The organism is Streptomyces sp. NBC_00078 (assembly GCF_026343335.1).
Lineage (GTDB): Bacteria > Actinomycetota > Actinomycetes > Streptomycetales > Streptomycetaceae > Streptomyces.
The window spans coordinates 13162-30563 of record NZ_JAPELX010000003.1; the positions used below are offsets into that span (position 1 = coordinate 13162).

21 protein-coding genes are annotated in these 17402 nt (G+C 70.9%); 4 read left to right on the forward strand and 17 right to left on the reverse strand.

Going from position 1 to position 17402, the window contains the following annotated elements:
- Positions 1 to 140 precede the first annotated feature (140 nt).
- Positions 141 to 578: a helix-turn-helix domain-containing protein gene (locus OOK07_RS43545; protein WP_353963551.1), complete on the forward strand. Its 438-nt coding sequence runs from the start codon at positions 141 to 143 to the stop codon at positions 576 to 578.
- Between the two features lie 21 nt (positions 579 to 599).
- On the opposite strand, the gene OOK07_RS42705 is transcribed toward OOK07_RS43545, so the two are convergent.
- The 4 genes from OOK07_RS42705 to OOK07_RS42720 all read right to left on the reverse strand — a co-directional run bounded on the left by OOK07_RS42705 (position 600) and on the right by OOK07_RS42720 (position 5215).
- The gene (locus OOK07_RS42705; RefSeq protein ID WP_266802636.1) at positions 600 to 998 is read right to left on the reverse strand and encodes a hypothetical protein; all 399 of its coding nucleotides are present in this window, start codon (positions 996 to 998) and stop codon (positions 600 to 602) included.
- The gene (locus OOK07_RS42710; protein WP_266802638.1) at positions 991 to 3261 is read right to left on the reverse strand and encodes a type IV secretory system conjugative DNA transfer family protein; all 2271 of its coding nucleotides are present in this window, start codon (positions 3259 to 3261) and stop codon (positions 991 to 993) included. Before OOK07_RS42710 ends, OOK07_RS42705 begins: the two co-directional genes overlap by 8 nt.
- Positions 3262 to 3416: 155 nt before the next feature.
- Positions 3417 to 3977, reverse strand: coding sequence for a flavoprotein (locus OOK07_RS42715; RefSeq protein ID WP_266802640.1), 561 nt, complete (start codon positions 3975 to 3977; stop codon positions 3417 to 3419).
- Positions 3974 to 5215, reverse strand: a complete 1242-nt coding sequence (locus OOK07_RS42720) for a helix-turn-helix domain-containing protein (RefSeq protein WP_266802642.1) — start codon at positions 5213 to 5215, stop codon at positions 3974 to 3976. The genes OOK07_RS42715 and OOK07_RS42720 overlap by 4 nt, the downstream gene beginning before the upstream one ends.
- A gap of 80 nt (positions 5216 to 5295) precedes the next feature.
- Between OOK07_RS42720 and OOK07_RS42725 the strand changes: the two genes are divergently transcribed.
- From OOK07_RS42725 to OOK07_RS42735, 3 genes are all read left to right on the forward strand, one after another.
- Positions 5296 to 5763, forward strand: a complete 468-nt coding sequence (locus tag OOK07_RS42725; RefSeq protein ID WP_266802644.1) for a hypothetical protein — start codon at positions 5296 to 5298, stop codon at positions 5761 to 5763.
- A 205-nt stretch (positions 5764 to 5968) separates the two neighbouring features.
- A complete protein-coding gene (locus OOK07_RS42730; RefSeq protein WP_266802646.1) occupies positions 5969 to 6409 on the forward strand; it encodes a hypothetical protein in 441 nt (146 codons plus the stop codon).
- Positions 6406 to 6645 (forward strand): DUF7848 domain-containing protein, encoded by a 240-nt coding sequence (locus tag OOK07_RS42735; protein WP_266802648.1) that lies wholly within the window; start codon positions 6406 to 6408, stop codon positions 6643 to 6645. Before OOK07_RS42730 ends, OOK07_RS42735 begins: the two co-directional genes overlap by 4 nt.
- Positions 6646 to 6841: 196 nt before the next feature.
- Here the strand turns inward: OOK07_RS42735 and OOK07_RS42740 are convergent, their stop codons facing one another.
- The 13 genes from OOK07_RS42740 to OOK07_RS42800 all read right to left on the reverse strand — a co-directional run bounded on the left by OOK07_RS42740 (position 6842) and on the right by OOK07_RS42800 (position 17383).
- Positions 6842 to 7384 (reverse strand): hypothetical protein, encoded by a 543-nt coding sequence (locus OOK07_RS42740; RefSeq protein WP_266802650.1) that lies wholly within the window; start codon positions 7382 to 7384, stop codon positions 6842 to 6844.
- A gap of 102 nt (positions 7385 to 7486) precedes the next feature.
- Positions 7487 to 8008 carry a nucleoside 2-deoxyribosyltransferase domain-containing protein gene (locus OOK07_RS42745; RefSeq protein ID WP_266802652.1) on the reverse strand — a complete coding sequence of 174 codons (522 nt, stop codon included), beginning with the start codon at positions 8006 to 8008 and terminating at the stop codon, positions 7487 to 7489.
- Entirely contained in the window at positions 8005 to 9063 is a 1059-nt protein-coding gene (locus tag OOK07_RS42750) for an HIT family protein (protein WP_266802654.1), read from the reverse strand. Before OOK07_RS42750 ends, OOK07_RS42745 begins: the two co-directional genes overlap by 4 nt.
- Positions 9056 to 9478 carry a transcriptional regulator gene (locus OOK07_RS42755; RefSeq protein WP_266802655.1) on the reverse strand — a complete coding sequence of 141 codons (423 nt, stop codon included), beginning with the start codon at positions 9476 to 9478 and terminating at the stop codon, positions 9056 to 9058. The genes OOK07_RS42750 and OOK07_RS42755 overlap by 8 nt, the downstream gene beginning before the upstream one ends.
- 81 nt (positions 9479 to 9559) lie before the next feature.
- Positions 9560 to 10228: an NUDIX domain-containing protein gene (locus tag OOK07_RS42760; RefSeq protein WP_266802657.1), complete on the reverse strand. Its 669-nt coding sequence runs from the start codon at positions 10226 to 10228 to the stop codon at positions 9560 to 9562.
- 36 nt (positions 10229 to 10264) lie between these two features.
- Complete coding sequence (locus tag OOK07_RS42765) at positions 10265 to 10672, reverse strand: hypothetical protein (RefSeq protein ID WP_266802659.1); 408 nt, start codon at positions 10670 to 10672, stop codon at positions 10265 to 10267.
- 57 nt (positions 10673 to 10729) lie between these two features.
- Positions 10730 to 10906 (reverse strand): hypothetical protein, encoded by a 177-nt coding sequence (locus OOK07_RS42770; RefSeq protein ID WP_266802661.1) that lies wholly within the window; start codon positions 10904 to 10906, stop codon positions 10730 to 10732.
- Between the two features lie 63 nt (positions 10907 to 10969).
- Positions 10970 to 12139 (reverse strand): hypothetical protein, encoded by a 1170-nt coding sequence (locus tag OOK07_RS42775; RefSeq protein WP_266802663.1) that lies wholly within the window; start codon positions 12137 to 12139, stop codon positions 10970 to 10972.
- A gap of 187 nt (positions 12140 to 12326) precedes the next feature.
- On the reverse strand, positions 12327 to 12527 hold the full coding sequence (locus OOK07_RS42780) for a hypothetical protein (protein WP_266802665.1): 201 nt from the start codon (positions 12525 to 12527) through the stop codon (positions 12327 to 12329).
- Positions 12528 to 12711: 184 nt separating this feature from the next.
- Complete coding sequence (locus tag OOK07_RS42785; protein WP_266802667.1) at positions 12712 to 13527, reverse strand: DUF4097 family beta strand repeat-containing protein; 816 nt, start codon at positions 13525 to 13527, stop codon at positions 12712 to 12714.
- A gap of 219 nt (positions 13528 to 13746) precedes the next feature.
- On the reverse strand, positions 13747 to 14394 hold the full coding sequence (locus OOK07_RS42790; protein WP_266802669.1) for a hypothetical protein: 648 nt from the start codon (positions 14392 to 14394) through the stop codon (positions 13747 to 13749).
- A gap of 14 nt (positions 14395 to 14408) precedes the next feature.
- Positions 14409 to 14930 (reverse strand): hypothetical protein, encoded by a 522-nt coding sequence (locus tag OOK07_RS42795; RefSeq protein WP_266802671.1) that lies wholly within the window; start codon positions 14928 to 14930, stop codon positions 14409 to 14411.
- Between the two features lie 224 nt (positions 14931 to 15154).
- On the reverse strand, positions 15155 to 17383 hold the full coding sequence (locus tag OOK07_RS42800) for a P-loop NTPase family protein (RefSeq protein ID WP_266802673.1): 2229 nt from the start codon (positions 17381 to 17383) through the stop codon (positions 15155 to 15157).
- Positions 17384 to 17402 lie beyond the last annotated feature (19 nt).

The window sequence follows — 17402 nt, forward strand, 5'->3', positions numbered from 1 at the left end:
GCCGGTCTTGATCGGGGCGTCAAAGAAGTTCGTATGGTCCCGCGCTCCTTATGGCCGACCCTGGCGAGCGTGCCCTCGCGGTGATCACGGAGCGCTAGAGTGCCGCCCCGAATGGCACAACGAGACGAAGGGCGCGACGGGTGCGCATACGCCGTGACCGGCTGCGGGAGCTGCGACGACTTCGCGGCATGACGCAAAGTCAACTCGCTGCGGTCCTGGGCTGTTCCCGGGGAGCGGTCTCGACTTGGGAAACGACCGGTCGCCTTCCTCTGCCTGAACGCCTGCAAGCCCTTTGCGTGTTCTTCGGCGTTTCGGTCCGGGAGTTGGTCGAGGCGGAGGAATCCGAGTTCGTCACATTGCGCGGGTTGCGGATAGCTGCGGGGATGCGGATGAAAGACATTGCCGCAGTCCTGAAAGTATGTCCGCCGACCTATTGCGACGTAGAAACCGGACGGCAAAAGATCCCGGTTCGATGGGTCACCCCCTTGTCGAACGCCTACGGAGTTCCACCGGAGACGGTTATCGGATTAGCACCCTCACGCGCAAAGGGAGAGACCGGCGGCGCCTCGGGAGGGTAGTCCCGAGGCGCCGCCGGTCGTTTACCCTCGCTTCTCGGAACCCATCGACCACGAACGCCACACGTCCGCGCATTCTTGTTGGATTAGGTCCACGGACGTTCCAGCACCCGCGTACAGAATCACCCCGAGAGGCTCATCCCGCACGGAGCACATTTTGAACAGATTTTCCGCATGAGGCGCCAATCTGTCGATTAGTGCATTGATTGCACTGTTCCCGATTGGCGGAATAGGCCAACGCATGTGCCAGAAACAACCGACAAGTACGGGAGTTGTCCGGGCGTATTCGTCGGCACTGTATACGCGAATCGAGCCGTGGACCATATCGACGCTGACATAGGCGGGCAACGAATCCGACACGTCCCCCTCGCCATGGCTGCGGTATTCGCGCCGGAAGACGCCTTCCTTTTCCTTCTCAGACATGCGAAGCACCTTCCCCCTTCGCTTGCTCCGGGACTTCCTTCCGAGTCCCGGAACTGTTCTTCTCCTGCCACTCCCGCCATTCGGAAAGCCACTCCGCGAGCTCCTCCTCGGTGTAATAGGAGGTCTGCCCGTCGGTGATTCCCTCGGGGGCCTTGATGCCGCGTGTCTCGCCTCGCTTGAAATATGTCCGAACGGTGGCCGCTTTCCACGGGAGGAATCCCCGCGCGTGGGCGTCGGCAAGGCTGTACGTCTCGGGGAGCTCCTCCTCCTGGCGCTCCTCCTCGGGGTCCGGCGTCCCGCCGCCGGCGGTTGTCGTGCCGGTTGTCGTGGCCGGTGTCGCGTGGGGGCCTGTCGTGCCGTGTGAGCTGGGAGAACTAGCCGTGATCCCCTTGACTGCCGGAGACGCGACAGCGGGCAGGACACCCGGGCCGTACTTGCCTCCGGGCAGGAACTCGGCGGTGGCCGCGGTCGCGTTGACCTCGTCGAGCACTTCGGCCGTAATCCACGGGGCCATTTCCCCGGCGTCGAACCATGCAGGCGCGGGCGGGCACTGCGCGAGGAGGCGTCCGACGTCCGGCGTAATATAGCTCGGCTGCATTTCGCGGACGTACAGGTAATCGCCGTCGGGGTCTTTCCGCTTGTCCGAGTAGGCGCCCCGTCCCTTGATATCCGTATCGAATCCGAGAACGGGTGTGCTCTGTCCGAAAGCCACGCCCCAGGAAACGCGGTCCTGTTGCCCTACTGCGATGCGGGTTCCGATCTGCGCGCGCTCCATCGTTCCACCGAAGAAGGAGTTAGCGAATTGCTGCGTACCCACGACTACGCGGTGATTAGAGGATCGCCCTTGCAGCAGGATGATTCCGAGCCAGTCAAGGAAGGGAGGCGTCCCCTTCCCCTTTACCCCGTACCGCCACCACGTATAAGCGAGCTTGATCAATGTCGGGAGCTCGTCCACGACGAGAGTTCGGGGGACGAGCTGACTTCTCAGCGCAGGATCGGCGCCTCGTTCGGTTGCCGCCTCGGCCGCCATCATTGAGGTGAGGAATTCGGCGAACGCGGCGATACACTCGCGCGTCGTCTTGTGAATACGGACGCCCGAGAACCCCTCGGCCTCCTGCAAGGAGTTGCGTTTCGTGTCGAGGATGTCGACGAGTTCGCCGTGTTGCCGACCGTGGACAACTGGAATGTAAAGGACGGTCGACTTACCGGAACCGGTGTCACCAGCAACGCCCCAATGCGGGGTGGCCGATTGAGTCTGAATGATGGCGTCCGCGATGACGTCGCCCTCGATAGCCAGGCCGACGAACACCCGTCGGGCGTCGCCTGTCGACTTCCACGGGACGTATTCGGGGAGCTTGGGTTTCGGCGTGGGGGCGGGCTTGGGTGTCCACTGGACGTAGTGCTCTTGCCCGGTGCGCTTCCATTCCGGCACCCATTCACCCGGTACCCGCTCGTCGATAACGCGCTCGATTGCGGCGACGGCCTCGGGGCCGCCCATCCATTTCGCCGGTACTCGCAGCACGATTCGAGCGTCTGCGGCGCTCACGCTTTCCGGTACGGAGAGCCACCGGGTGCGCGGTTCGTCGTCTTCCATGCGGAGCACTTGACGAACCGCCACCCAGACGCCGGGACCGTAGATTTGTCCATCTGTCCACACGGGCCGTACGCGCCACCAACCGAGTCCGGCCGGACTGGTGAGCGCGGCGAGATAGACGGCCGACGCAAGCGCGATTAGGGCGAGTTGGGTCTCCTCGGGGAATCGCCAGAACCCCCACGCCACCGGGAGGGGGGCCAGGCGGACCGCTGAACGCGCGGCGCGCGGCCATCGGTGCCAGACGGCCAGAACGCGCCACAGTCCCGCGAGAGCGCCGCACAGGACCCGTACGGGGGCCGTGACGGCGCGGGTGATCCGTCGGGCGCGGCTGGGCTTGTCGAACGACACTGCCGGGCGAGACGCCGGCGCCCCGAGTTGCTCGACGGGTGTCTCGGTGGCCTCGTCGTCCGGGAGCGGGGCGCCCGCCTTCCACCACGTCGCCTCGCTGCGCGCGGGGCCGACGAGCTCGCGCCCGGAGAGGTACCGCCCGATGGCCGCCACGGCGGCGCCGATGCTCTGCTCGATCTGACGGTTGAACCGCTCGCGGTCGGCCGGTGTGCCTTGTTGGGCGAGCACGGCAACCACCACCAGGGCGCCGACGAGGCCGCCGCCGCCGAGGCTGAACACACCGCCGGGAAGTCTGTCGATGAGGTCCGGAAGGTCCGGCACGCTTCCCCCTTTCGTACGCACGCCCGGCCGGGGCGTGCCTCTTGATCCTCGCGCACCGTGCCGACAAGGGGCCGCGTGGTTTTCCGGGACAACCTCGAACAACAACGCGCGCCCGGCTCGGAGGAGCCGGGCGCGGGCCGAGGAGCTGGTCCTCGTCAGTGAGCGGGCAGGGCGGCGAGGGCCGTCTCCCACGGGTAGGCGTCGAGGTCGCCGTGTCGGGGTCGGTGGGGTACGAACCCGCCGGCGGCCTCCTCGTGCCCGTCGTCGAGGAGGACGGTCACCCCGGCCGCGCGCAGCTCGGCGACGCTACGCGTGACGGCGGGGTGTTTGCCCTGGGCGTCGTTCCAGTGCGGAAGCGCCACGATGGGCAGGCCGAGGCCGATTCCTTCCGTGATGAGGCCGAGGGCGAGCGTGTCCGAGATTCCGCCCGCCCACTTGTTCACGGAGTTACTCGTCAGGGGGGCAACGAGGAGGGCGTCCGGGTCGGGCAGGGCGTCAGGCTGCGAGGGCAACTTGTAGTCGTAGCGCACCGGGTGGCCGGTGAGCTCGCGCAGCTCGGCGAGGTTGCCCTCGGGGTCCTCGGTGGCCCACCGGTACGCGCTCGGGGTGAGGATGAGGCAGACGTCCCACCCGTCCCGCTGCGCGGCTCGAATAGGGATGGTGAGGCGTCGGGCGGGCGGGGCGGCGCATGAGATCAGGTACAGGGTTCGTGTCACTCGGGCAGTCCACAGCGTGCCGCCAGCGCCCGCAAGCGTCCCTCGGCCTGTCCGGCGCCGAGGAGCCGCAAATCCTCGACGAGCGCCCGGGTGCGCGGTCGGCACCGGACCTCTTCCTCGGCCTCGCGCTCGGCGTCGAGGAGGGTGTCGACGGCCTCCTCCCTCTGTCCGGCCTGAGTCAGTCCGCGGGCGAGGTCTCCCAACAGGTGGGCGCGGCGTTCCTTGGGCAGGGCCGCGCGGGCGGGGTTGGGGATGCCCTGTGCGACGGCGACGGCGTCCGCCCCTTCGGAGAGCTGGACGTGTGCGGCGACGCGGTACAACTTCGTGTTGGTCGGCCCGAAGGCGGTCCACACCGCGTTTCCGTCGGCGCCGAGCTCCTCGGCGTGCCCGTCGGCCTGGTCGAGGAGGTCGGGCACGGCGCGGGCGGAGGCGGCGGCGCGGGTGTCGTCGGAAGCCGCGGCCGTCGCCTCGGCCATGGCCGCTTTGAGGTAGAGCATCCCGAGGACGGACAGGCCGTCAGCGCCTCGCGCGCGCAGGTCGCTTTCGAGGCGGCCGGCGGCGGCCACGGCGAACGCTGCGGCGGCGTGCGTCTGGCCGTGCATGGTCATGGCGTCGGCGAGGTGGCGCGCGGCCGAGGCCATGATGACGGGGTCTTGTGAACGTTCGGCGGCGGCCACCGCGCGGTGGCCCGACATGAGGGCGAGATCGACGTCCCCGTACTTCACCGCCGCACCCTCGGTGAGTTCGAGCGTCAGGGAGAGGTACCGGAAGGCGCCGAGCTGGGCCTCGCCGGTATGGCGGGCGGCGGCCCGGTTGGCGTCGATCAGGAGCTCGGGGACGAGGCGGCCGAGGGATGCGAAGTGTCCCGCTTGGAAGGCCACGCGGGCGTGGACGAGGCGGCGCTCCAGGACCTCGACCGGAAGGGGTTCGACGGCGGACTCGTCGGCGGTGCCGGTGAGCATGTCGTGGCGCAGCAGCGCGGTACGGATCGCGTCGAGCTCGACCCCGTCAATGCACTGCGTACCGGGGGCGTCGGCGAGTAAGGACGTGACGGGGATACTCAGGGCGCGGGCGGCGGACTCCAGCACGGACAAGCGCGGGTCGGCCTGTCGCTCTCCGCTTTCGAGGGACTGGACGAACCGGCGGGACTTCCCCATCAGGGCGCCGAGGTCTGCTTGCGTCATGCGTCGGCGGTCGCGCCAATAGGCGATGCGGCGGCCGATTCGCTGTGTGTCCATGGCGATTGCTCCGGGCCGGACGAGTCAGTGCACACACTCTGTGTGCCTACCCTCCGTTGTACTCGCTTTACGGTCGGTTTATGGCCGAGTCCGGAATCCCCCCCTGTACGTGGGCGCCCTTGCTGGAGCCCGACGCCGACACGGTCGACCGGCTGCGCTACGCCGGTCGGTCGTCCGAGGAGCTCGTCGCCTGCGGCGAGGAGTGGGACGCGGTGGCAATCGCGCCGCTCTCGCGCGGCCTTGCCGCTCTCGACACTCTCGACGTCACCCCGGAAGATCGTTTCCCGGTGATCGCCGACTATCACCGCCAGGAGCTCATCGTCCTGGTGCCCGCCGGCACCGCGACCGACGGCGAGGAGATCCAGGGCGTGCGCGCTCTCGGGCGGGGCGCGTTCCTCATGGTTCCCCGGGGCGAGCTGGGGACGCACAACGCCGCTTGGCTGAGTGCCCCAACTCGGTTCGGTAAGCGCTACCTTGGGGCGGCGGCGCTGCGTGCCGCCGTGAAGACTGCCGACGAGGCGCGGGCAGACGGCCGCGCCTTGTGTTGACCCCGTGAGCGGCCCCTCCCCCCGTGGGGGCCGTTCACGGTCCAGGGCCCCCGGAGCTCGCGCCTTGCTCCGGGGGCCTCCTCATGCCTACCTGCGGTTATGCGCGTTACTCATGCTTTGTGAGCTGGGGACATATGAGGGACGGGCGGAGGAGGCACACACACTGTGTGCCCGTCCCGGCCGCCACCGGCCTTACGGTCCGGACATGGCGCACACCACACACCAAAGCCCACCATCCGAACCACCCGCCGGCGGACATCTGCCCGCCGCCCGCCGCCCGTTCGAGGGGGCCGTCGAAGCGGTCCGCGTTGACACTGCCCCCCTGTTCGCTCACGACCTCGTCCGCAGCCTCGACGAGGCGAGCGAAGTCGTGGCGGGCCTCGACCTAAGCGGCGCGAGCGACGTCTCCGTGAGCGCGCTCACCGCCCTGGTGTGCACCGGGGCGACGCCCTCGGCAGCACTGGACGCGGCGGCCGAGACGCTGCGGCGGGCTCCCACCCTCGAACCGCACTCCCTCGCGCTCGCCCGGGTGCCCGGCGCGCGCGAGGGGGTGTGGGAGTGGAACATCACCATGACGGTGAGCTCCCGCGACCCCATGACCGGCGAGTACGGCGGCCTCGCTCATCACGCCGACCGGCCGCGATGAGGGCCGCGTACCGGTTCCGGGCCTACAACTTCACCGCGGATCAGTCGACGTTGCCGACGTATCAGGCCGTGTGCGTGACGGGCGACGATGCCGACTGCGGGGCGGACTCGGGCCCCCAGGAGTCCGAGGAGAACCTCAACCGTTGGATGGCCGAACACTCGCGGGACACGGCGCACGCGACGTTCCGGCGGGCCCAGTGGTCCTATGTCGAGGTGCAACCGGGGGCATGGCGATGAGCAGCGATGACCGGCAACGACTGTGGGAGCGCGCCGAGCGGCTCCGTCTGGCCGTCGACACCGTACGAGCCACTCGGCAGGCGATAGCGCGGAGCAAGGCGGCACCCGCCCGCCCGGGGGCGACTTAGCCCGCCCCGCTCCCCCAACTCACAAGCGCCCGGCCGCAGTTGACGGCCGGGCGCTTCGCTGTCTCCGCTCACGCCTCTGGGCGCGGCACCTGTTGTTCCGGCCGCTCGCGGAGCGGGTACAAGGGCGTCTCGCCGACCAACCCCGGAACGCGGTCGACGCGGTCAATCAGGCACGGCCGGTGATGGTTCCTCGCCCACCGGATCGCGTCCCGCTTGAACGACTCCCGGCGCAGGAGGCCGCCCTCCTCCGGGTTCCAGACGAGCCAGTCGCGCCGTCCGCCCTGGTGCGTGCGCCACAGGGCGAACAGAACGACGGCGCCGACGGCCTCGACCCCGGCCAGTGGCAGCAGTAGCAGGCGTGCCGGCGGTTGGACCTGGGCCAGGAGGAGGGCGAGGACGGTACCGGTGCCCCAGGCGATCCAATACGCGTACGGCTGTCCCGCGACGGTTCGCCGGTACGTCATGAGGGCGCCGACGAGCAACCCGGCCGCCAGGAGCGCGGCCCATGTCTGTCCGGTGCCGACGGTCAGCAGCGCGCACGCGGTGCCGGCGGCGAGCAACTGCGCGGCCGTCCTCCGGTCCTTCGCGGTCTGGCCTTGCGTGTTCGTCATCCGTTCCCCCTTGCCCTGGTGAGCACAGCCTCGCACGCTGCGGACAGGCGAACGCCCGGCCGTCGGTGACGGCCGGGCGTTCCTGTCAGCTGATAGCCGGTCCTACCTCTCGGCGACGGGCCGGGCCTCCTCCTTCGCCCTGACGAGGTCGAGGGCGGCGGCCACGGTGTCGGTGAGCGTGTCTCGTACCGGCACACCGTGACGGCGGGCGACGTAGATCAAATACCGGTTGCGCTCAGGGTTGGGGCAGTCAGGCGGGCAGCCGAGGACGGCCCGGCCTGTGGCCACGTCGAGACCGAACTCGACGTTGGTCGTGAAGCCGGGTAAGCCGCCGTTGAGGTCCCGGGGAATCCAGAACAGGACGGCGTCGGCGGCGGCGCGCGCTTCCGTCTCCCAGTCGACTTGATCGTCATAGTGCGCGGCCCGCTTGCCGCCCCGGGATTCCGGGCTCAGGACGGTGAGCGTCTGCTCGCCGGTCCACTGGGCGGCAAGCGCCTCGACGGCGGACGGCCGCCAGGAGGGGACGGGACCGCCGAGGACGGGCGTCGGTCCGGCGAGAAAGACGCTCGGGCTGGACGGCGAGGGGATGGACTCTCGGGCCCACACCACGGTTACGGCGGTCACTGGTGGCCCCCGTCCCGGTGGCCGGTGTGCTGGGGCGTCCACGGCAGGGGCAGGCCGTCCCCGGCGGTGCGCGGGACGAGGTGAATGTGAAGGTGGAACACGGTCTGCGTGGCGTATTCGCCAACCGAGGTGATCAGGTTGAGGTCACAGTCCAGTTCGGCGCCGAGCTCGCAGGCCCGCGTCATGGTGGCGCCGGACACGGTCGGGTCTTCCACGGCGTCGGCGACGTGCCGGCGCGGGATGACGAGGACGTGTCCCTCGTTGACTCCCCCCGAGCGGGGGCGGATCGCGAACGCGTCGTCCCACTCGCGCACCATCACGGCCGGTGCCGCACCCGCCGCGATGCGGCAGAAGGGGCAGGCCGCGGCGAGCTCGGCCTCGGCGGCGGCGAGGCTCTCCGCGGCCCCCTCGACCCCGGCCTCGGCGAGCGGGCCGAACACCGCGATACGGCGGCGGTGGTAGGTGATGAGCTCGGCGGGGTCAACCGGCGGCGGAACCGGGCGGCGGCCCTCGGTGTACGGGGCGAGCTCCCTACGGACGGCCGCGAACTCGCGCAGGTTGGTTCCGTGTTCCTTGAGGTAGTCGTGCCGGGCGACGAGCTCCTCGTACGCGGTGCGGTGGCTGGTGGCGACGAGGAGCCGGTCCGCCTCGCGCTGGAGCTCGGCGAGGTCCCGGAGCTGCGCGAGGCCGAGGTCCGTCTCGGTGCTCGCCGTGTCCGGTGCTCCCGGCGCCGTCGCGTCGGCGGGGTGGTTCTTCCCGGTGCGGAACATGGTCTTGGATTCTCCCTCTGCGATGGTGCCGGCGGTGGCGCAAGCAGCGCGGCCCTTGCCGGTGATGCGGAAGTAGTGCGGGTGTCCTCGGTGGATGTGATCGGGGTCCGGCGCCCCCTGCACGTGGCCGCAATCGTCGATTGAATCGGCGTACCCAAGGGTTTCGAGCGCGATCTCGTCGGCCTTCGAAACGCTGCGGGCGTCGATGCTTCCCCGGGGGTGCGCGACGGCCAGTCGCAGCGCGGTTAGGCGCCTCTCGGTGAGGCGCGGCACCGGGTCAGTCACGGACGGCGAGGTACGCGGCGAATCCCTCGACGAGGTGGTGTGTCGCCTGGTCAAGCAAGTACGCCCCGCCGAGGGGCCCGCCGAGCTCGTAGAAGTTGCCCTTGCCGGTGGCCTCGGCCGCCTTGCGGACCGGCCAACGGCGATCAATCAGGTAGTGCGTCGCGCCGGACAGGACGAGCGCGGCGGCCATGTTCCGGGGGCGCAGACCGAGGCCGAGGGCCCGGTTTCCGATGATGAGCGCGGCGGCCTGAGTGGCGGTGTACGAGGCCACGTGTCCGGCGAGCGCGAGGTGTCCCTCGGCGCCCGGCTTGGCCTTGTGCTGCGCCTGGTGGTCGCTCTGTACCCAGTGGTCGGCGACGTCGGCCGCCACGCGCAGGAGGGCGTACACGGCGGGGTACGAGGTGCGGCGGTTCATGATCTGTCGGTTCCTTCCGTGGGGCCGGGGCCTCGACCGAGGCCCCGGCGAGACTGCGGGGCGTGATCTGTGTGCGCGCTCCTACTCGGCGACGTGGTCCAAGGCGCGCTGTAGCAGGGGGCGGTGCGCGGCGTAGAGGCGCCGTCCGGCGGCGGTGATCGCGGCGTCGAGCTGGTCGAGGGAACCGAAGGGCCACCATGTGGCTTCGAGGGCGTCGTCGGCGCCGACGGCGGGCACCGTGGCGGGCAACAGGTAGAGCGCACTGGTGGACGCGACCCAGGCGTTATCGCTGTTGCGCCAGTCGTCTACGAGGTGCCGGCCGAGGATGATCGGGCGGCGGTCGGAAAGGTCGACGCCGGTTTCCTCGCGCAGCTCGCGGACCAGGGCGGCGGGCGCGGTCTCGCCCGGGTCGACCATTCCGCCGGGGATGGCTTCCTCTTCGATGTCGTCCCGGGTGATCAGCAGTACCCGCCGCCCGTGGCCACTGCCCGCGATCACGATGGGGTCGGCGGCGGCGTTCTCCCCCCAGCGGCCGAGGGCGCGGCCGGTGCGACCGGTGCGGCCGTGAGGGTGCAGCGGCCAACCGCGGTGGTCGAGCTCAAACGGAAAGAGCGCGGACGCCCGGCGGCGGTCCCAGTCGTGCACGTCGGTCGGTGTGGGTGCGGCCTCTGCCCAGTCGGGCACGTAGCGGGCCAGAGCGGACGGCCGCAGCTCGGGCGGCGTGATGTCCACAGGTGCGTATTCGCTCATGGTTCCTCGTCTCCTGATGGGTTCCGGAAGGGGCGTCTACGGCTTGGCGGTGCAGTCGTGCGCGGCCGGGTCGGAGACGTGCGCCTCGAACGCGGCGGCCTCGTACGGCGTCCAGCGCCGGGCGGTGATGCGGGTCTCGCAGTCCTCGCAGGACCAGGAGCGGGGGCCGTGGACCAGTCCGTACGTACGTCGGTGGGCGCGGTCGGTGAGGTCGGTCACCGTGCGGTCGACGGCGGCGAGCGTCAGGACGGCGGCGAGGGCGAGGCAGGCGACGCGGGCGGGGCCGGTCACGCCGGGGCCGAGGAGCGAATCGGCGGCCCAGGCCCCGGCGATGGCGCCGGCGGCCGGAACGGCGGCGTGGACCAGGGCGAGGAGGCCGAGGGCGAGGCGGGCGGCCGGTCGGGGGGTTGCGTGCGTGGCGCGGTTTCGGGTCGAGGTGTTCATGTGGCTGTCCTTCCGGTGTGCCGGGGGGCCTCGTTCGAGGCCCCCCGGGGGGCGGGGTCAGTGGCGGTCGTGGTCCGTGCCGAGCTCGGTAAGGCGTCGGGTCTCGGTCCCCGTGGTGGCGCGGTACCGGATGCGGACGCCGCAACCGGTCTGCCAGCACCGGACGGTGTTCTTCGCGGTGAAGACGAGGGCGAGCGCGTCGGAGAGGCGGGCGGGGAGCGGCGGCGGGTGCATGGGGTGTTCTCCTCGGTTTGGGGCAGGCCGGGGCCTCGGGTGAGGCCCCGGCGGGCGGTGTGGTCAGGAGGTGCGGGCGAGGTCCGACGTCCACAGCGGGCGGGAGGCGAGGCCGCCGTCCCGGGCGGCGGCGGCTCGTACGGCGGGGATGCGGCGGGCCGCGGCGAGGGCCTCCTCGCGGGTGGTCCCCTCGACGCGGGCGAGCTCCTCACCGGCCTTGTCCGTGATGAGCCACCGGCCCTCGATGAGCTCGCCCATGTCGGGGAGCGGGGGGAGCGGTTCGAGCTCCTGGGCAAGGACGCCGGCGGGCTGTCCGGTGACGAGGAGGATGTCGGCGCCCGCCTCGCCCGGCGCGCGGTAGTAGACGGACTGGACGACGGCGGGTTCGGCCTTGCCGGTGTCAGGGTTGGTGTAGCTGACGACCTGTCCCGCCCGCATGTGCTCGCCGTACGTGGCGGCGATCTCCTCCTCGACGGCGCGGAGTTGGGCGGCGAGCTTCACCTCGTAGGCGGCTTCCTCGTCGGCGCGCTTCTTGTCCTCGGCGGCCTCGGCGGCGATGACGTCGGCCGGGGCTGCGTAGCCGATGAACGGGGCGCAGTCCTCGCAGTGCGCGACGCCGTCCAGGGGGCGTGTGCCGTGGCCGGTGAGGGGCCACGGCCGGGCGCCGTGGTGGAAGAGGAGGCCGAGGAGTTCGGCGCAGGACTGGCGGCGGAGGGCGCGGGTCTCGGAGGCGAGTTCCTGGGCGTCCTCGACGAGGTCCGCGACGAGTGACGCGACGTCGGCGAGGTGGCCGAGGAGCCATCGGGGGGCGGTGGGGCGGTTCGTGGTGACGTGCTCCCAGACGAGGCGGTACGTCGCACTGTCCGCGTCGAGGTGGGTGTCGCCGATCTCGTCGGTGTAGGTGATGCGGAAGCCGTCCGAGATCGGCAGGCCGAGGACGTCCTCGGCGGCCGGGGCGGCGGGCGTCTCGTCGGCGGCCGGGGCGGTGATGCCGAGGGCCTCGTATCCGGCCGCGGTGAGTCGCAGGACGGGGACCTCGTTCCCGTCCTTCGTGGTGATCGCGTCGGGGGCCGTTTCGACGAGGGAGAGCTCGACGAGGCGGGCCTCGGTGCGGTGGTGCAGGGTCCGGAATCCGATCCAGCAGCCGGACGCGCCGTTCACCCGGGCGGCGACGCGGCCGGGGGTGTCATGGATGAGGCGGAGGGCGGCGGTCTGCGGGGCGGTGAGCTTCAACGTTCTTTCTCCTTCGGTGTGTTGCGTCCTGCGGTGGGTTCACCATGACACAGAAAGTAGGTGAACTACAAGTTCAACTGTGAGTTGAACTGATTTTCGAGGAAAGGCGTTGCCGCATAGCGGTACGCACCGGACACGGCAGCGCCCCCGAGGAGGGGGTCCTCGGGGGCGCCACCGAGACCGGACGTCACCGCCCGGTCTTGACCAACTCGTGCGAGTGGCACAGGACGGGGCCGATCAGGAAACCGATCCGGTTCACGGTCCACCGGCCCCCGGTGAGCGGGCCCGGCTCGACCTCGTCCACGATGCGGCCGGTCCTGCCGGCCGCGCGGGGGTCGTCCTCGCACGAGGCGATCTCGACCTCGTCACCTGCGTTGAACTGGGGCACGGGGGTTCTCCTCAACAGTGGCCGGGCCTCGGTCGGGGCCCGGCGGACGGGCGGGAAGGGCGGGCGGGTCAGACGTGGCCGTGCAGGAGGATGACGGCGGTCACGATGGGGAGAGCCACCATCACGACGAGGCACAGGGCGCGGGTCATGCGCGGGTCCTTTCTGGCGATCCGCAGGCGGGGCGTTACTTGCTGACGCGCCCGTTGGTGGTCTTCGCCTTCACGTTCAGCTCGGGGCGGCCACTCGTCCCCCGGAGGCGCACGTCGCCGTTGTAGGTCCGGGCCGCCAGTTCACCGGCGGCGGCGGGCGAGGCGGAAAGCCGCACGTCGCCGTTGTAGGTGACGAGGCGTGCGGCACCGCCGCCGTACGAGCCGATCTCGACGTCTCCGTTGTAGGTCTCGACGTCGGCGAACTCCTGTACGCCGTCGGCCTCGATGTCGCCGTTGTAGCTCTTGGCCTTGATGCGGCCGACGAGACCGGCGCGCACGTTGCCGTCGTAGCCGTCGAATGCGAGGGCGGCGAGCGGGCCCGTCACGGTCAGGTTGGCGTCCTTGGCCTTCATCTGGACGCCCGACCCTGCGGGGAGGGTGACGAGAACCTCGACCGGCCGCACGACGGTGCCGCCGGACATTCCGCCGCCGATCACCTGGCCGTTCACGATGGTGACGCCGGTCATGGTCTGGCCGCGCCCGACGGTCGTCACGTTCTGCATGACATGGACGCCGCCGCCGAATCCCCCGTTGAACTGCATGTTCCCGATGGTCACGGTTCCGTCGGCACCCTCGATCTTGGGGACGACGACCGCGAGGCGCTGTCCGTCCTGGATGATCCGGGCGCCTCGCACGGCCTCGGCCGCGGGGCCGTCCTCGTCGGCGGTGCGGATGACGACGTGTGCGGCCGTCGCGGTGGCGTCGACACGGACGCGGACCTCGCCGCCGTCGGTGGTGACGTCGAGGAGGAGGGGGCCGACGGGGGCGGCGGTGTGGGTCTTCTCGGTCATGGTCTCCCCTTGGAAGTTCGGTCAGTCGGTCGGTGCGTTCCCACGATGACACAGGAAGTAGGTAACCTACAAGTCCAACTGTGAGTTGACTTGCTTCTGTCGAATCCCGTTCGAGGTGGCCTCGAACGATGTGCCGCCAATTGGCGGCACCCCCGGACGCGGAGGCGCCCCCGGGGAGCCGGACGAGCGGCTCCTCGGGGGCGCCTCCTCGCGGTGGGGTTACTCCTCGCCCCCGCCGTCCCCGCCGTCCCCGCCGCCGCGCATCTTGCGTTGGTGACGGCGCTCGCCGTACGCGCCTGCCTCGTGGATGACGTCGCGTCCGGCGCCGATCCCTTCGCGGCCGAGGTCGGCCACCGACCCGACGGCCGAGGCCCCGGCGGTGGCCACCTGTCCGACGGCCCCGGCCGTCTGCCCGACCGCTCCCGCCACTGCGGCGAGCGCCCCGAAAGCCGCCGTCATCGCGCCGCCGGTCGCGCGGCCGGCGGGCTTGGCGGGCCCGGCCGGGGCCGTCTTGCCGGACTTGGCGTTCGCTGCGGCTGCGGCGCGGGCCGCCGTCGAGTCGGCGCCGCCGCCACCGACGGCGGCGATCCGACCCTCGACCGTGGCCCCTTTCGGGAGGGTGAGCCGGAAAGCGCCGGGCTTGCCCTGGGCGAGGGTGGCGAGGTTCGCGGCGGTGAGCTCGGCGACGGGGAAAAAGCACTGCGCGCGCTTCCCGCCGCCCTCGCCCCTGTGCTTCTCGCCGCATGTGGCGGTGACGGCCGCGCCGCTCGTCATGAGGGTGAGCTCGCGCGGGGAACTGTCCCGGCCGGGGCACCGGACGGCGTTGCCGCCGACGGTGAGTTGCCCACGGAACTTGATCGTGGTCATGGGGCGGTATCTCCCTACTTCTTGGCGGTGGCGGTGGCCGTGGCGGTTGCGGTGGCCTTGGCGAGGAATCCGCGGGCGGTGGCCGTGCTGGTGGCCGTCGCGGTGACGTTGCCGCCGGCGGTCTTCCGCTTGGCGACGATGACGACGAGGCCCAGGACCAGGGCGAGCACGAACCCGAACTTGGCGAGGAGGACCAGGGCGGCGACGAGCTCGGCCAGGCCCTCGGCGAACAGTCCGAGGGCGTACGCGGCCATGACCGAGGAGCCGGACAGGGAGAGCGACAGGAGCGCCGTCGTTTTGGCCCAGGCCGGGACGGAGGGGGAAACGGTGGCCTCGGGGGCGGCGGCCGGGCCGGTGGGCTCGATCCGGGAGACCAGGAGCCACACCCGGTGTCCGTCGGGGGTCTGGGCCTCGACGGCGCCCTGAACCGGCACCGGGGACAGGTACGGGAGGGTCGCGGTCGGGACGAGCGGCGCGACGGGCTCGGGGTGGTAGAGAACCGGCTCGGCGGGGGCAATGCGGGTCTTGGCGTCCATCGGTGCTCGAACTCCTCGCGCGTGGGTTTCGGGGTGTCGGGGCGGTGTCCTGGGGAGGGATTCGCCCGCATTTGTGCAGGTCTGGGGGGTGTCGGGGCGGTGTCGGGCCTCGGGGCGGGGTGTCCGCGTCAGACACCCCGCCCGGGGGGCCGACACGTCCGGGACACGTCGCCACCTGCGGTTTTGCGGTGGCGACACCTTCCCGGACACGTCATTTCGACCCGTTATGCACCGAGTACGAGCGTGAGGTCCGCTCGGCGGAAGCCGCGGCCCTCGGTGCCCGCAAGGGTGCGGACCTTGACGCGGTCGAGGGTCCGGCCGGTGCCGTCGAGTGCCTCGTCGATCTCGCGGCCGAGGCGGGCGCCGATCCGGCTCGACCATGCCTTGTCGCTCTCGCCGTCGCGCTGCGCCCAACCGGCGGCCGGGTCCTGGTCGTTGAGGAGGCGGGCGACGTCGGCACTGCCGAGCTCGTCGACCCCGGCCGTGTCGAACGCGGTCTTGATCTGGGCGAGGATGCCGACCGCCGACAGCAGACCCGAGGCGGCGTGTCCGGTGAGCGTGCCGGCGGCGATCCGCAGCGCGCGGCCCCGGATGCAAATCTCCTCGAACGCCTGCGGCGTGATCCGGTCGGGCTGGATCTTCTCGGCCCCGGCCTCCTCGGCGAGGATGCCCACGCCGATCTTCCCGAGTCCGGCGGCGGTGTGGCCGCGCTTGGCGGCGCCGTCGCCGAGGATCATGTCCGACGAGGTGTCGTCCACGGTGTGCACCGAGTAGCGCTTGAGGATGACGTCACGGAACGCGGTGGGCACCGACTTGGCGTCGGGGCGCTGCGCGGCGGCAACGATGATCAGGCCGCACGCCCGGCCTCGTCGGATGAGGCGGGCGAGCTTCTCGACGACGGCCGCGAACTCCTGGGCGCCCTTCTCCCGGGTGAGGAGAACGCCGAACGCCTCTTGAATCTCGTCCACCAGGAGCATGAGGACGGGCATCCCGTGGGCCTCGGCCATCTCGGGCGTGAGGCGCATGTCGGGGCGCTCACGCTTCGGCATTGCCCGGATCTTCGCGAACCGGTTGTCCATCTCTTCAATGAGTTCGTCGATGAGCTCGACGAACGCCTCGACCGATGCCGGGTCGGCGCCGATGATCGCGCGGTGTGCGATCCCTTCGAGCTCCTCCCAGTCCGCGCCGCCCTTGAAGTCCGCGAGGAGAATTCGGCAATTCGGGTCGAGGACCCCGGCCGCCGCCGGAATGTACATCGCGCCCGTCTTGCCGTATCCCTGGGCGCCGCCGAACAGCATGGACGACCACAGGACTTGCAGAACCTTGCGGATGCCCTTCCGGTTGGCTCCGAACGGAACGCCGTCCCAGATGGACCAGCGCTCGGCCGTGACCAGGGGCGAGGCAGGCGCCGGCGCGGAGAACGGGACAACGGGAGCGACCCAGAGAACGACCTCCTTGGACGTCTCCCCCTCGGTCAACTCGATGCGCTCCAGGGGGAGGCCGAGGCCGCCGGCGAACGCCTCGGCCTTGCGCTCCAGGACGGCGAACGTCGCGGTTCCGGCGGGGAGGCGGAACCCGATGGTGAGGTTGCCGACCTCGTCACGGGTGGCGAGGCCGTTGGGGCGGATCTCGTCCTCGGCGCCAATGACCTTGATCTCGCGCAGAACCTTGGTGATCCGCTCGTCCGTCACCGGGCCGTCGGTCATCTCAACCACGTTGTCGAGGAGGGCGAACGTCTCGTCCGGCGTGCGGCGGACCATCTCCCGGTGACCGAGGGCGTACAGGAGGCCCACCAGCGGGATGAGCGCGGGGAAGGCGAGGGCCAGTCCCCACGTCTCCCCCAGGGCGAGGAGGGCCGCCGCGTACGAGGTGAAGCCGGTCAGGGCGTAGACGGTGAGCGGCTCCTTACGCCGCTGCTTGGCCTCCTTGCGGCGGTCGGCGCGCAGGTCGGCGATGTGCTCGGCGCCCGCCTTGGCCCTGCGCACCTTGTCGGCGAGGTCCCCGTACTCCGTCGCGAAAAGGAAGCTCCACGCGTCGCGCAGACCGACGCGGGCGCCGAGGCCGGAGACCCGGGCGAACCGCCACAGGTAGACCGGGCTGCGCAACGAGTGGTAGGCCGCGGCGTTGGTCCAGACGGCGCGGCGCTGACGCCACACGCCGGGGTCGGTGAAGGTCTCGGGGATGAGGGGGCGCAGTCCCCAGGACGCGCGCTCGTCCTCGTCGAGCTCCTCCTCGTCGAGCTGCTCGAACACCCCGCCCTCGGCGGCCTCGTCCGTGTCGGGCTTGTCGAGGCGGACGGTACCGGTGCGGAGGTCTGCGACACCGGCCTCGGTGCGGCGGACCTCGGCGCGGGCCATCTCCTCGATGCGGTCGAGGGTCTCGGGGTCGCGGTAGGCGGAGAGGTCGACGAGGGCGGCCTCGGACTCGCCGTGCTCGGTGGTGGTGGTGCTCATGGCGTGGGTCCTTCCGGGG

What these genes read in the sequence shown, in the direction of transcription:
- OOK07_RS42790 (WP_266802669.1), bottom strand. Translation starts at nt 14,394, where the DNA reads ATGACCACGATCAAGTTCCGTGGGCAACTCACCGTCGGCGGCAACGCC.
- OOK07_RS42725 (WP_266802644.1), top strand. Translation starts at nt 5,296, where the DNA reads ATGGCCGAGTCCGGAATCCCCCCCTGTACGTGGGCGCCCTTGCTGGAG.
- OOK07_RS42720 (WP_266802642.1), bottom strand. Translation starts at nt 5,215, where the DNA reads ATGGACACACAGCGAATCGGCCGCCGCATCGCCTATTGGCGCGACCGC.
- OOK07_RS42770 (WP_266802661.1), bottom strand. Translation starts at nt 10,906, where the DNA reads ATGCACCCGCCGCCGCTCCCCGCCCGCCTCTCCGACGCGCTCGCCCTC.
- OOK07_RS42730 (WP_266802646.1), top strand. Translation starts at nt 5,969, where the DNA reads ATGGCGCACACCACACACCAAAGCCCACCATCCGAACCACCCGCCGGC.
- OOK07_RS42705 (WP_266802636.1), bottom strand. Translation starts at nt 998, where the DNA reads ATGTCTGAGAAGGAAAAGGAAGGCGTCTTCCGGCGCGAATACCGCAGC.
- OOK07_RS42760 (WP_266802657.1), bottom strand. Translation starts at nt 10,228, where the DNA reads ATGAGCGAATACGCACCTGTGGACATCACGCCGCCCGAGCTGCGGCCG.
- OOK07_RS42785 (WP_266802667.1), bottom strand. Translation starts at nt 13,527, where the DNA reads ATGACCGAGAAGACCCACACCGCCGCCCCCGTCGGCCCCCTCCTCCTC.
- OOK07_RS42735 (WP_266802648.1), top strand. Translation starts at nt 6,406, where the DNA reads ATGAGGGCCGCGTACCGGTTCCGGGCCTACAACTTCACCGCGGATCAG.
- OOK07_RS42765 (WP_266802659.1), bottom strand. Translation starts at nt 10,672, where the DNA reads ATGAACACCTCGACCCGAAACCGCGCCACGCACGCAACCCCCCGACCG.
- OOK07_RS42740 (WP_266802650.1), bottom strand. Translation starts at nt 7,384, where the DNA reads ATGACGAACACGCAAGGCCAGACCGCGAAGGACCGGAGGACGGCCGCG.
- OOK07_RS42795 (WP_266802671.1), bottom strand. Translation starts at nt 14,930, where the DNA reads ATGGACGCCAAGACCCGCATTGCCCCCGCCGAGCCGGTTCTCTACCAC.
- OOK07_RS42800 (WP_266802673.1), bottom strand. Translation starts at nt 17,383, where the DNA reads ATGAGCACCACCACCACCGAGCACGGCGAGTCCGAGGCCGCCCTCGTC.
- OOK07_RS42755 (WP_266802655.1), bottom strand. Translation starts at nt 9,478, where the DNA reads ATGAACCGCCGCACCTCGTACCCCGCCGTGTACGCCCTCCTGCGCGTG.